The organism is Aeromonas sp. s6 (assembly GCF_040907815.1).
Taxonomy (GTDB): Bacteria; Pseudomonadota; Gammaproteobacteria; order Enterobacterales; family Aeromonadaceae; genus Aeromonas; species Aeromonas caviae.
The window spans coordinates 1-12650 of sequence record NZ_JBFOCN010000020.1 but is presented as its reverse complement, the minus strand read 5'-3'; the positions used below and the strand labels follow the sequence as shown (position 1 = coordinate 12650).

Here is a 12650-nt window from a genome sequence, read left to right as displayed (position 1 = left end):
AGTGACTGCTCCCCGCCGCAAGCGGCGAGGCTTCCCACTTCTTAGGCCGCTACTGCCGAATTGGCAGATTAACGCTGGCCTCCATGGGTAGAAACGACGTGTCCCGCCGCCTTTAATTCCAATATGCCTTGTTGCTGGATATTCATGGCCGCGTTAATGTCGCGGTCATGCCCTGCCCCACACGCTGGACATACCCACTGCCGCTGATGCAACGGCATGTCCGGCATCTTGTGGCCGCAATCGCTACACAGTTTCGAGCTGGCAAACCACTGATCAAGTTTGATTAGGTGGCGACCCGCCGCTTGTGCCTTGTACTCCAGCTTCATGATGAAACCATGCCAACCAGCATCGCCAATGGCGCGGGCCAGTTTGTGATTTTTCATCATGTTCGCTGATTTCAATGTCTCCACGATGACCGCTTGGTTTTCGTCAACCATCGTGTGAGAGAGTTTGTGCTGAAAATCGGCGCGGGCATTGGCTACCCGTTCGTGCAGGGCGGCCAGTTGCCGTCTTGCCTTGCCACGGTTGGCGCTGCCCTTTTTCTTGCGAGACAGTGCCTTTTGCTTGCGTCGTAGATTGCGACTGGCGTTGATAAGGTGGCGTGGATTGGCAATCTTTTTGCCGCTCGACTCAATGAGGTAGTGGGACAGCCCCATATCACAGCCAGTCACGTCCGTGATGAAGGTGGGCTTGGCGGGAGCCTCGCAGCCATCCTCGCAAAGGATGGAAGCATAGTATTTCCCTGTCGGGCCACGGCTGACTGTGATGCTGGATACCACGCCGATAATATCTCGATGAATGACCGCCCTGATGGGCGTCATCTTCGGCAACTGGATAGCCGCTGTGAGCACCTTTCCGTTGGGGTGATAGCTGGATTGCCTGCCCCGTTTGCTCTTGAAGGTAGGCATTCGTGCCTTGAGCTTGGGATTGAAGAAGTTGGCGAATGCCTTGTCGAGATTAATCACCGCTTGCTGCAAGGCGAGTGAATCGTACTCCTTTAGCCAGCCGTATTTGCGCGATTTTTTCGCCACTGCGAGCATGGGTTTCAGGTCGCGTTTCGGTTTCAGTGAAATCCCGTGACGCTTGAACATGTGTCGTTGAATATGAAGGGCCTTGTTGTACGCGAACCGCACCGCGCCGAACTGGGCATTCAAGAATGCCGCTTGTTCGTCGGTCGGATAAATGCGTACTTTCGTTGCTCTTCTCAAAGTCACCGCTCGCTGCTAGGATACCCATACAGTATGACTTTTAACGAAGTATTGCAAGTGAGTGTGCATCATGATGATTTGACTAGGTATCTGCGGAGGCGTCACTCCGTCAGCAAGCTAGTTGTGCATTTAATCTTCACCACGAAGTACCGCCGCAAACTGCTTGATGGCACCATGATCGAGCAGATGCGCGGCGCATTTTTATCTGCGGCAGAGAAGTTGGAGATCGACATTCTGGAGATGGATGGCGAAGCCGATCACGTTCATCTGCTCGTAGCCTATCCACCGAAGTTGGCCGTCAGTGTGTTGGTCAATAATTTGAAGTCGATCAGTAGCCGCCAGATCCGCATATTGAATACGCACCTACGAAAGCAAAGTAATAGCGGGCTCCTGTGGTCGCGCTCTTACTTTGCTTGCAGTGCTGGCGGGGCCACTATCGAAACGCTCAAGGCGTATGTGGCCTCGCAGAACACACCAGATTAGCTCCCCTTATATCCCCGCCCGATTGGGCGCAATGCTGTTCAGATAAGCACATTTTTGACTAATTATTCATAAATGCGACTTGAGTTGGGGGAGCAAGGCTGTTTCCAGTCGATGTTCCTTCAGCCTTTATCCAGCGTGGCTTGCAATAGAAAGAGGGAGGCATCATGCCTCCCTCATTTTTAGCCCTGATACTACGTGGACTGGAACTCAAATTCTCTTACCTGATTACCCATGACCCTCAGCCAGCTTCAAGAGCCGATATGGCATCGGAGGGCTTGCCACGACTGCATGCCCCAATTCAACCAACATGCTCTTGAGGTCAAAACGATGATTAAACCGGAAGCAGTATTCCGCAAGATGCCTTGGTAAATGCTTCGCTCCGAGCGTATGGCAACTGCCCCGCAGCGAGTTTTTCACATTTCCTATCATCGTGTTTACCCAGTTGAATGCCGGATGATCCAGCCAGTCCAGGTTGCCCCCGGTGACAACACCCAGGTGCTCACAATTGGCCTCCTTGACCGCTTTGAAACAGGCCAATCCATCGGATATCACCGCGCTACCACTGGCAATATGCCGTTTTGCCCAATCAGCAACGGACTTGGTTTTGAAACCATCGACCACCGTCATCCGCATCTTGATTGGATGTCCTTCCTTGTTCAGGGCCACTGCTGCCACAAACGGCGTCTTGCCTGCCGCGCCCCGACCCCGTTTGCCACCACGGCGCTCGCCACCCCAGTAGACATCATCGAGCTGAATGATGCCGCTGATGGGCTGCTTGTCATCGGACTCTTTCATGGCTTGCAGCAGCTTGTGCTTGAGCATCCAGGCGGTGTCATATTTGACGCCCAACTGGCGCTTTAGCTCCATCGCTGACAAGCCTGTTTTGGTTTGTGACAACAGGTGCATTGCCAGAAACCACTTGGTCAGTGGGAGCTTGGTGTTTGCGAAAATCGTGTTTCCAGTCAATGACATCTGGTGACGGCAGTGATTGCATTGCCACACACGTGGCCGCCTTCTCAGGCGACAACAGGTCTTGTTGGCACATTCAGGGCAGACAAAGCCGTTAGGAAAACGCCAAGTGAACAGCGCGTTTTCGCACTGAGCCTCAGTGCCATAGTCCTTGAGAAACTCAAACAGGCTGTAGCCTTTCTGGAATTGGATTTTGCTTTTGGCCATGATCTCGCACCTCGATAACTGTACGTAAGATCAGTATAGTTCGTGGTAACTGACTGCTAATCATGGGTAATCAGGTTCTCTTAAGTGAACAGCATTGCGCCCGATTGGGCGAGGGTTTACGGGGCAGTTGCTAAGATTCAATCTAGTCTTCAATTACTATCGGCATTACCATATGAATCTTTATTAAAAATTGACTTACGATGTGATCGGATTTAACTCCATACATCCAGACACTAGTCCCTACTCCACTGCGGAGGAGATAGTGTTGTAACTATGTGAATCGCCAACAGCTTTGTAGACTCCTCTACACTTTTATCTTGCAACCAGTACCAGAACCATCAAAAGTGCACCATCGTACACATTTGATTGATGTATTCTCACGCCATGGGTTAAGGTGTAACAACCTACACTTTTTTTCGTGATCATGATGGCAGACGCATCGTTGCAAACCGGCCCGAAAGAACTGGATCCCGCCTCCCTGGGGCTGGCGATACGCGAGAGACGCAAGGCCGCCAGGATGACCCAGGAGGTGACAGCCTCACTGTGCGGCATCTCCAAGAAGACCCTGATCAAGATTGAGAAGGGGGGGGATGTCTACCTCTCGACCCTGCTGCAGGTGATGAACGCACTGGGGCTGAGGTTGCAACTGGTGCAAGAAGCCGGGTCACAGGTAACGAGCGACAGCAGCCAATCAGAGGTCGGTGATGATGAGTGGTTCTGAGCGCCATCGGCTTGAACTTCGGCTGGGTAACCAGCTGATCGGCCATCTTGAATATGACTCCCAACGGGATACTTTTCAGCTCGGCTATACACCTGCATGGCAAGCTCGCGGCTTCCCGATCTCACCGCCGCTGGCGCTGGATGGATCGGCCAGCAGTGCCCAGATCCGGGCGTATCTCGGCAACTTGCTGCCTGAAAATCGCGGGCTGGACCATCTGATTGAGGCGCTCTCCGTTTCGCGCAGCAATCTCTTTGCCCTGATCCACTGCATCGGCCGCGATGTCTCCGGGGCGGTCACCTTTACCCTGCCCGCAGAGCCCGACGTCCCCACCCGGTTTCGCCCCATCACCCCAGAGGAGCTGTTGCTGCGCCTCGAACAGCCCGAGATCTGGCCGCTGGAAGTCTGGGATGGTCGCCCCCGCCTCTCGGTTGCGGGTGTGCAGGCCAAGCTCAACCTGCTGCGACTCGAGGGGGCACTGGGATTTGGCGAGGGCGAGCTCTGTTCCACCCACCTCCTCAAGTTCGAGCATCACCCTCATCTGGTGATCAATGAGTTTGTGACCATGCGACTGGCCGCACTGCTGGGCATGCCGGTGGCACAGGTCGAACTGCACAGGGTCGGCCAAGGCGATAAGTCCCACCGGGGTTTGCTGGTAGAACGCTTCGATCGGCGCCTCGATGAGGATGGCTTGAGGGTGCGCCGTCGCCATATGATCGATGCCTGTCAGGGGCTGGGGTTTCCCGTCGCCCGAAAATATGAACGCAACTTCGGTGACGGGCGGGATGTGGCCCATATTCGGGAAGGAGTGAGCCTGCCACGGCTGTTCAACCTCAGCGCCCTCTGCGTCAATCCGGCGCAGGCCAGACTGGACATGCTGCAATGGCTGCTCTTCAACCTCTGCGTCAACAATCACGATGCCCACGGCAAGAACTACAGCTTCTTCGTATCAAAAGCAGGGCTGATGCCCACTCCCTGGTACGATCTGGTCAATGTGGGGCTTTACCCCGAGTTCAACCAGCATCTGGCCATGGCCATCGGCGACGAGTTTACTCCCGAGGTGGTCAACGCATGGCAGTTGCTGGAGATGGCCGAAGCATGTGAGCTGCCCAAACGCCTGTTGCAGCAGACCCTGCACAAGATGGCCAGCGACATACTGCACCATCTGGATGCCGCCATCGCCCTGGTCGAGACAGACAATCCCGCCGAGCTGGCTTATCTGGCAGTCTACCGAGACGACATTGAACGCCGTTGCCACCATTTTCAGGAGCAGGCGACGCTGTTGCTCGATCTACAACTGTAGCCGGACCTTGTCCACCCCCATGGGACGCAACCCAGCCTTGAGCCCATGACGGGCATTGCCTACAATGACCCACTTTTTATCACACTCAGGTCTATAAAATGAGCGACAACAAACCTGCACTGCCCGACCGTCTGGCGGCCAACCCGCGCAGCCCGCACCATGTGGCGGAGTGTTTCGAGCACGAGATCGGCATTCGCGTGAACGGCAAGGAGCGCACCAATGTCGAGGAGTACTGCATCAGCGAAGGTTGGGTGAAGATCCCCTCCCCCAAGGCCAAGGATCGCTACGGCAACCCCATGCTGATCACCGTCAAGGGCACCGTCGAGGCTTTCTACGCCTAAGCGGCCCTGACCGCGCGCCCCGCCGGGCCCGCCGCCATGCTGTTCAGAACACCGGCCTTGCGCCGGTGTTCTGCTGTTGAGGGCGGCCCAGGGTGACAGGCGCCTCTCTTTCTTTGCTCTCTGTTGCCTTCCTGTTTCTTCCTTTCCCTCCCTTGCTTTCGCCTTTTCCTTTTCATCTGGGCCCTGATCCGGCAGGCGAGCCGCCTTTGGCATCCAGGCAAGGCGACGCTCTTGTCATCCCTGCCGGTTTACCCAGGCCATCACCGCCCCACTCACCCTCGGGAACGCGACTTGCCGCCCTGCCAGCGTTGCAGCGCAGCCCCCGCCAGCACCAGCAGGATGCCGAGCAGATCGCTCGCGGCCAGCCGTCCGGCCAGGGCATCGAGCAGGGCGCCCCCCGCCAGCTGGCCCGTGACGATGAGCAGGGCGCAGGCCAGGGCGCCGATCCGGCCTATGGCCCAACTGCTGATGGCGACGAACAACGCCCCCAGCACGCCGCCGAGCAGCAGCCAGGGATCGAGCCCGGCGAGCCGCTCCCAGGGCGCCCCCTTGAGGATGAGCAGGGCGCCGAGCAGCCCGAAGCCGAGCAGGTGGTTGGCAAGGGACGCCGTCATGGCGCCCCGGGCGCTGGCGAGGCGGCCATTGAGGGTGCGCGACAGGCTCACCGCCACGCCGTTCAGCAGTCCCAGCAGGATCAATATGGTCATGGTGTCTCTCCTAATGCAGCACGATGAGCAGGGCGCCGGCCATCACCAGCAGGGCGGCGAGCGCGTCTTTTCCCGAGGGGCGGCGGCGAGCCAGTCCGAGCCAGCCGAGGCCATCGCACAGGGCACCAAACAGCAGTTGGCCGAGCAGCAGCAGGGCCAGGGTGCCCGCCATGCCGAGGGGCGAGTTGAGGCACAGGGCTGCCAGCACCACGGTGAGCGCCCCCGGCAGACCGCCGAGCCAGGCCCAGGGCGGGGCCGCCTCCGGCGTCGGGGGCCTTGGGGAGAGCCACCACAGGAGCCCGGCCACCAGGCTGCCGACCCCGTGGGCCAGCCAGCTCGCGAGCCAGGGGTCGGTGGCGCGGGACAGGGCGCCGTTCTGGGCGATCATCAGCGCCAGCAGCAGGCCGGCAGCGAAGGCGGCCAGGGCGCCCAGGGTCTGGCCGAGTGTCTGGCCGAGTGTCTGGCCGAGGGCGGGGCGGCCGGGGCCGCGGTCAACAAGCGGGGGGATCATGGGGTTGCTCCTTGGTTGAACTGACGAGCAGGGTAAATTGTTTTTTATTTGGGGATAATCTACTCTCCTGGAACAACATTGTTTCCATATCGAGAACAACATGAACCAGGAAGCCTTCGCCCTGCTCCCCGCCTTCGTCGCCGTGGTGGAGTCGGGCACCTTCTCCGGCGCCGCCCGTCAGCTCGGCCTCAGCAAGTCGGTGCTGAGCAAGAAGGTGAGCCAGCTCGAGCAGGCCCTCGGCTGCCAGCTCCTCTATCGCACCACCCGCTCCCTCACCCTCACCGAGGCGGGGGAGCGCTACTTCGAGACGGTGCGCCATGCAGTGCGCCTGGCCAGCGACGGGGAAGATGCCATCGGCGCCCTGCAATCGGCCCCCCGCGGCCTGCTGCGGGTGACGGTGCCCATGGTCTATGGCCGGCGCCACATCGCCCCCCTTGTCCCCGAGTTTCTCGCCCTTCACCCCGAGGTGCAGTTGCAGCTGGAGATGAGCGACGCCCGGCAGGATCTGGTGGCCGAGGGGTTCGACGTGGCGGTGCGCATCGGCGAGCTGGAGGATTCGAGCCTGGTCGCCCGCCGCCTCGCCCCCTGTCTCAGCACCCTGTGCGCCGCCCCCGCCTACCTGGCGCAGGCCGGCACGCCCCGCACCCCGGCGGATCTCGAGCGCCACAACTGCCTCTTCTACTCCCTGTTTCGCGGCGGCACCCAGTGGCGGCTGCATGGGCCCGAAGGAGAGGTGGCCATCACCCCCAGGGGCAATTTCGAGGTCAACAACAGCGATGCCATCCACACCGCGCTGCTGGCGGGGCTTGGCATCGGCAACATGCCGGACTTCATCGTGGCGCGGGATCTCGCCATCGGGCAGCTGGTGCCCGTCCTGCCAGACCATGCCCTGCCCGAGCACGGCATCTGGTGCGTCTATCCCAAGCGCCGCCACCTGCCCGCCAAGGTGGAGGCCTGGCTGGCCTTCCTGCAGGAACGTCTGGGGCTGCGCTGAGGGGGGCATCGGGATAACCGGAACGGTTCACGTTTTTTTCATCGGGAAGGGAGTAGAGTAGGCAGCAAACCAAGCATCTGTTTTTATTGGAAAAGCATTCAGGGGACGAGCCACGACATCGCGCCCCGCACCCCAGAGGGAGCCCCATGATGAAGAAAACCGCGATTGCCCTGACCCTCACCAGCCTGCTGACGCTGCCGCTCGTTGTCTCATCCGATGCCTGGGCCGCCCCGGTGCGCTCCCTGCAAAAGGAGCAGAATTACGAGCAGTTCATCAGCAAGCGCCAGGTGGTGGATCAGCTGCTGGCAGACGCCGCCCGCATCTTCCACTCCCCCGCCCGGGTCTCCGATGCGGGCTTTACCGCCAAGATGCCGAGCAACATGGAGCAGGTGACCACCCTGCTGCTGGAGGCCCACCAGCTCGAGCCCTATCGCACCGATCTGCTCATCTCGGCGGCCAACGCCCAGATCTACAACGGCAACGTGGACAGGGCCATCGCCCTGTTCGAGCAGGCCCTCACCGCCGCCCCGGACGATCTGGACATCAACACCTATCTGGCCACCTGGCAGCGCTTCAAGGGCAACCAGGCCAAATCCGATGGCTACCTCAAGCGGGTCGGCGAGCTCAATGCCGGTCGCGCCGCCGACTTGCAGCGGCTGTTCGCCACCGTGGACAGAGTGGTCGCCACCCCCCTCAAGGAGCGTCAGGGACGGGGCGAGAAGAAGGGGCGCCGCGCCATCGTCACCCTGGGCTATGCCCTCAATCCCGACGGCTCCATGCACGACATCCTGCTGGGACGCCTCGAGACCACCCGCGCCCTGGCCCAGGCCGATCCGGCGGCCCTCGTCATCCTCACCGGCGGCGTGCCCCAGAACCGCCAGACCGAGGGCAAGCTGATGGCGGACTGGCTGGCGAAAAAGGGCATCGACCGCTCCCGTATCATCGAGGAGAACTACGCCACCAGCACGGTGGAGAACGCCCTCTACAGCGGCTATGCCCTCGCCCGCCACGAGATTGAGTTCGCCACCCTGGTGAGCTCGGCGAGCCATGTGCGCCGGGGCCAGACCCTGCTGGAAATCGCCTGTTGGCAGAGCGGCCCGGCGAACATCCGCATCGACAGCGTCGCCTACCCGGACAAGCCCCTCTCGGCCCTGGCCAAGGCAAGCCCGGAGGAGCTGCTTGGCATCTACCGGGACGCCCTGCGCACCTATGGCCTGTGGAGCTACCGCTCGGCCCCGCTGGTGGAGCGCTGATCCCCCGGCCCCGCCACCCTGGCGGGGCCTTTTCCTCTCTTCTCCCTGCCAGTCACTGCCCTCCCTGTTGGCCAGCCCCTGCACGCACCTGCTGACCCCTTGCGCCAGCCACCCGATAGATGGCGGGTGAGCAAGCTATCCACTTTCTGGCATATCTCAATCAGATCATTGATTTACCGTTCTTTTTCTAAGAACCAAACGGCATGAGAACACCCTTCTCGTTCCTTCGCCCCCGGGGATGTTCAGATAAAGATGTGGCTTCCCCCCCCCCCAACAAGGAAGTGCATCATGACAGCAAAAGGCATCTCTCTGTGGCTCGCAGCCTCCATGCTGCTCGGCCAGTCCGCACAGGCCCTCGACGTCACCGTGGCCTACCAGACCTCCGCCGAACCCGCCAAGGTGGCCCAGGCCGACAACAGCTTCGCCAGGGAGAGCGGCGCCACCGTGGATTGGCGCAAGTTTGACAGCGGCGCCAGCGTGGTACGGGCGCTCGCCTCCGGCGACGTGCAGATAGGCAACATCGGCTCCAGCCCCCTGGCGGTGGCGGCGAGCCAGAATCTACCCATCGAGGTGTTCCTGCTCGCCTCCAAGCTCGGGGAGTCCGAGGCCCTGGTGGTGAAGCAGGGGCTCGCAAAACCCGAGGATCTCGCGGGCAAGCGCATCGCCGTGCCCTATACCTCCACCACTCACTACAGCCTGCTGGCGGCCCTCAAGCACTGGAACGTCGACCCCGCGACGCTGCAGATCGTCAACCTGCAACCACCGGCCATCATCGCCGCCTGGCAGCGGGGCGACATCGACGGCGCCTATGTCTGGGCCCCCGCCCTCAACCAGCTCACCAAGGAGGGCAAGGTGCTGACCGACTCCGCCCAGGTGGGTGACTGGGGGGCGCCGACCCTGGACGTCTGGGTGGTGCGCAAGGACTTTGCCAAGGCCCACCCCGAAGTGGTGCAGGCCTTCGTGAACAGCACCCTGGCCGCCCAGCGCGACTACCTGGCCAACCCCGACGGCTGGCTCACCAAGCCGGACAACCTCGCCAAGCTGGCCAAGCTGAGCGGCGTTCCCGAGGCGGACGTTCCCGCGCTGGTGAAGGGCAACACCTACCTCGATGCGAAGGCCCAGAGCGCCGAGCTCGGGCGCCTCGTCAACCAGACCATCATCGACACCGCCCGCTTCCTCGAGAGCCAGGGCAAGGTCGCGAACGCCGCCTCGGACTACCGCCAGTTCGTGACCGATCGCTTCGTGAAAGCCGTGGCCCAGTAAATCCAAGGAGACGACCATGCTGCTGCTCTCTCATGTGTCCGCCGAGTACGCCAGCAGGCGGGTGCTCGACAACATCAACCTCTCCCTGTCCGAGGGGGAGCTGATGGTGGTGCTGGGGCCCTCGGGCTCGGGCAAGACGACCCTCCTCAACCTGGTGGCGGGCTTCGAGCCTTGCCACCACGGCCAGATAAGCCTTGAGGGCAAGCCGGTCACCGGCCCCGGCGCCGAGCGCGGCGTGGTGTTCCAGAGCGAGGGGCTGCTGCCCTGGCGCAACGTGCGAGACAACGTGGCCCTCGGCCTGCAGCTGGCGGGCGTACCCAGTGCCGAGCGCACCGAACAGGCCCAGGCACTGCTGCGTCAGGTGGGGCTGGAGGGGGCCGGCGATCGCGCCATCTGGCAGCTCTCCGGCGGCCAACGCCAGCGGGTCGGTATCGCCCGGGCCCTCGCCACCCAGCCCCGCCTGCTCCTGCTGGACGAGCCCTTCGGCGCCCTGGACGCCTTCACCCGGGAGCAGATGCAGACTCTGCTGCTGCGCCTGTGGCACGAGCACAGGCGTCAGGTGCTGCTCATCACCCACGACATCGAGGAGGCCATCTTCATGGCCACCGATCTGGTGCTGCTCTCCCCCTCCCCTGGGCGGGTGACGGAGCGGCTGACCCTGGATTTCGGTCGCCGCTTCGCCGCCGGGGAGCCCTACCGCAGCATCAAGTCCGATCCGGCCTTCATCGAGCGCCGTGAATACGTGCTGGAACGGGTGTTCGCAGAGCGGGAGGCCTTTGCATGACTCTCGCCCTCGCCCGGCAACGGGATCTCACCCACACACGGGCAGCGGGCTGGCCCCTGCCCCGCCGTCTGACCCTGAGCCTCGCCACCCTGATCGTGCTGCTGGCCCTGTGGTGGCTGGTGGCCCACTTCGGCTGGGTCGATCCCCTGTTCCTGCCGCCCCCACAGCGGGTGCTGGCACAGCTCATCACCATCGCAGGCCCAACGGGCTTTATGGATGCCACCCTGTGGCAACACCTGGGGGCCAGCCTGGGGCGCATCCTGGTGGCGCTCGCTGCCGCGGCGTTCTTTGGCATCACGGTGGGCATCGCCATGGGGCTCTCCCCCACGGTGCGCGGCGTGCTGGATCCCCTCATTGAGCTCTACCGCCCGGTGCCGCCGCTCGCCTACCTGCCACTCATGGTGATCTGGTTTGGCATCGGTGAAACATCGAAGGTGCTGCTCATCTATCTGGCCATCTTCGCGCCCGTGGCCCTGGCGACCCTGACGGGGGTGCAGAGCGCCAACGCGGTGCGAGTGCGGGCGGCCCAGGCGCTGGGCGCATCCCGGTCCCAGGTGCTCTGGCACGTGATCCTGCCCGGCGCCCTGCCGGACATCCTGACCGGGCTGCGCATCGGGCTCGGGGTGGGCTGGTCCACCCTGGTGGCGGCCGAGCTTATCGCCGCCACCCGGGGGGTGGGCTTCATGGTGCAATCCGCCGGCGAGTTTCTCGCCACCGACGTGGTGCTGGCGGGCATCCTGGTGATCGCCCTGATCGCCTTCGTACTGGAACTGGGCCTGCGCGCCCTGCAGCGCAGGCTCACCCCCTGGCATGGAGAAGGACAATGAGCCACAGGCTGACCGCTATTCTTCGCCTCCCTTTCCTATTGGCATCGGGCCTTCACGCCCCCAGACATGGAGCAAGACCATGACCGAGAAGTTGACCATTACCCCCCTCGGCCCCCACATCGGCGCCGTCATCGCCGGCGTCAATCTGGCCGAGCCCCTGAGCCAGGGGCAGTTCGAGCAGCTCCATCGCGCCCTGCTCAAATACCAGGTGCTGTTCTTTCGCAACCAGCCCATCACCCCGCGAGCCCAGCGGGCGCTGGCGAACCGCTTCGGGGATCTGCACATCCACCCCGTCTACCCCCACACGGAGGAGGCCGAGGAGATCATCGTGCTCGATACCCACGACGACAATCCGCCGGACAACGACAACTGGCACACCGACGTGACCTTTATCGAGACTCCCCCGGCACTGGCCATTCTGGCCGCCAAGCAGTTGCCCCCCACCGGGGGGGACACCCTCTGGGCCAGCGGCATCGCGGCGCTGGCGGCCCTCTCCCCGCCCCTGCAAACCCTGCTGGCAGGGCTGGAAGCCGAGCATGACTTCACCAAGTCCTTCCCGGCCCATCGCCATGATGACAGCGAGGAGGCGCGCCAGCGCTGGCAGGCGGCCGTGGCCCGTCACCCGCCCCTGCGCCACCCGGTGATCCGCACCCATCCGGTGAGCGGCCGTCAGGCCCTGTTCGTCAACGAGGGGTTCACCACCCGGCTGCCCGGGCTGCCCCCCAAAGAGAGCGACGCCCTGCTCGGCTTTCTGTTCGAGCACATCACCCGCCCTGAGTTCCAGGTGCGCTGGCGCTGGCAGGAGAACGACATCGCCATCTGGGACAACAGGGTGACCCAGCACTATGCCAATGCCGACTACCTGCCGGCCCGCCGGGTGATGCACAGGGCCACCATTCTCGGGGACAAGCCCTTCTGGCGCCCGGGCTGAACGTCCCCCATGGAGAGCGACCATGAAATAACCCCCAGCAAAAAGCCCGCCGGCTGGCGCAATGCTGATCAGTTAAGGATCCATTGACCGATCCTTCTGCTGTAGGACAATCCGGAACCAATCACTGGTTCCGGATTTTTTATGTCTATTG

General features: G+C 62.2%; 14 protein-coding genes. 10 read left to right on the top strand and 4 right to left on the bottom strand.

All coding sequences use genetic code 11. The features are described from left to right. Window positions 1-68 precede the first annotated feature (68 nt). On the bottom strand, window positions 69-1208 hold the full coding sequence (locus AB5Y50_RS02210) for an RNA-guided endonuclease TnpB family protein (protein WP_041206863.1): 1140 nt from the start codon (window positions 1206-1208) through the stop codon (window positions 69-71). A 57-nt stretch (window positions 1209-1265) separates the two neighbouring features. On the opposite strand from AB5Y50_RS02210, the gene tnpA reads away from it, so the two are divergent. Beyond that, window positions 1266-1691 (top strand): IS200/IS605-like element ISAeme8 family transposase, encoded by a 426-nt coding sequence (tnpA, locus tag AB5Y50_RS02205; RefSeq protein ID WP_041205574.1) that lies wholly within the window; start codon window positions 1266-1268, stop codon window positions 1689-1691. A 225-nt stretch (window positions 1692-1916) separates the two neighbouring features. Here tnpA and AB5Y50_RS02200 read toward each other — a convergent pair whose 3' ends face one another. Further along, window positions 1917-2867, bottom strand: a complete 951-nt coding sequence (locus tag AB5Y50_RS02200) for an IS1595-like element ISKpn3 family transposase (protein ID WP_005342491.1) — start codon at window positions 2865-2867, stop codon at window positions 1917-1919. A gap of 427 nt (window positions 2868-3294) precedes the next feature. Between AB5Y50_RS02200 and AB5Y50_RS02195 the strand changes: the two genes are divergently transcribed. The 3 genes from AB5Y50_RS02195 to AB5Y50_RS02185 all read left to right on the top strand — a co-directional run bounded on the left by AB5Y50_RS02195 (window position 3295) and on the right by AB5Y50_RS02185 (window position 5229). Next, window positions 3295-3588 (top strand): helix-turn-helix domain-containing protein, encoded by a 294-nt coding sequence (locus AB5Y50_RS02195; RefSeq protein ID WP_041206866.1) that lies wholly within the window; start codon window positions 3295-3297, stop codon window positions 3586-3588. Next, window positions 3572-4888, top strand: coding sequence for a HipA domain-containing protein (locus AB5Y50_RS02190; protein WP_368162398.1), 1317 nt, complete (start codon window positions 3572-3574; stop codon window positions 4886-4888). Before AB5Y50_RS02195 ends, AB5Y50_RS02190 begins: the two co-directional genes overlap by 17 nt. 98 nt (window positions 4889-4986) lie before the next feature. Next, window positions 4987-5229 (top strand): DUF3297 family protein, encoded by a 243-nt coding sequence (locus tag AB5Y50_RS02185; protein WP_010673692.1) that lies wholly within the window; start codon window positions 4987-4989, stop codon window positions 5227-5229. Window positions 5230-5501: 272 nt separating this feature from the next. Here AB5Y50_RS02185 and AB5Y50_RS02180 read toward each other — a convergent pair whose 3' ends face one another. Both AB5Y50_RS02180 and AB5Y50_RS02175 read right to left on the bottom strand, forming a co-directional pair. Continuing rightward, window positions 5502-5936, bottom strand: coding sequence for a DMT family transporter (locus tag AB5Y50_RS02180; protein ID WP_270809630.1), 435 nt, complete (start codon window positions 5934-5936; stop codon window positions 5502-5504). 10 nt (window positions 5937-5946) lie between these two features. Continuing rightward, a complete protein-coding gene (locus AB5Y50_RS02175) occupies window positions 5947-6447 on the bottom strand; it encodes a DMT family transporter (protein WP_081000907.1) in 501 nt (166 codons plus the stop codon). Between the two features lie 100 nt (window positions 6448-6547). Here AB5Y50_RS02175 and AB5Y50_RS02170 point away from each other — a divergent pair, with 100 nt between their 5' ends. The 6 genes from AB5Y50_RS02170 (at window position 6548) to tauD (ending at window position 12499) form a co-directional block, all read left to right on the top strand. Next, window positions 6548-7441, top strand: coding sequence for a LysR family transcriptional regulator (locus AB5Y50_RS02170; protein ID WP_053288288.1), 894 nt, complete (start codon window positions 6548-6550; stop codon window positions 7439-7441). A 149-nt stretch (window positions 7442-7590) separates the two neighbouring features. After that, a complete protein-coding gene (locus tag AB5Y50_RS02165; protein ID WP_010673688.1) occupies window positions 7591-8694 on the top strand; it encodes an ElyC/SanA/YdcF family protein in 1104 nt (367 codons plus the stop codon). A gap of 288 nt (window positions 8695-8982) precedes the next feature. Then, window positions 8983-9957 carry a taurine ABC transporter substrate-binding protein gene (gene tauA / locus AB5Y50_RS02160; protein WP_042014206.1) on the top strand — a complete coding sequence of 325 codons (975 nt, stop codon included), beginning with the start codon at window positions 8983-8985 and terminating at the stop codon, window positions 9955-9957. 16 nt (window positions 9958-9973) lie between these two features. Further along, on the top strand, window positions 9974-10741 hold the full coding sequence (gene tauB, locus AB5Y50_RS02155) for a taurine ABC transporter ATP-binding subunit (protein WP_223918463.1): 768 nt from the start codon (window positions 9974-9976) through the stop codon (window positions 10739-10741). Then, window positions 10738-11568 carry a taurine ABC transporter permease TauC gene (gene tauC, locus AB5Y50_RS02150; protein ID WP_223918464.1) on the top strand — a complete coding sequence of 277 codons (831 nt, stop codon included), beginning with the start codon at window positions 10738-10740 and terminating at the stop codon, window positions 11566-11568. The genes tauB and tauC overlap by 4 nt, the downstream gene beginning before the upstream one ends. A gap of 79 nt (window positions 11569-11647) precedes the next feature. Next, window positions 11648-12499 carry a taurine dioxygenase gene (gene tauD / locus AB5Y50_RS02145; RefSeq protein WP_223918465.1) on the top strand — a complete coding sequence of 284 codons (852 nt, stop codon included), beginning with the start codon at window positions 11648-11650 and terminating at the stop codon, window positions 12497-12499. Window positions 12500-12650: the final 151 nt, after the last annotated feature.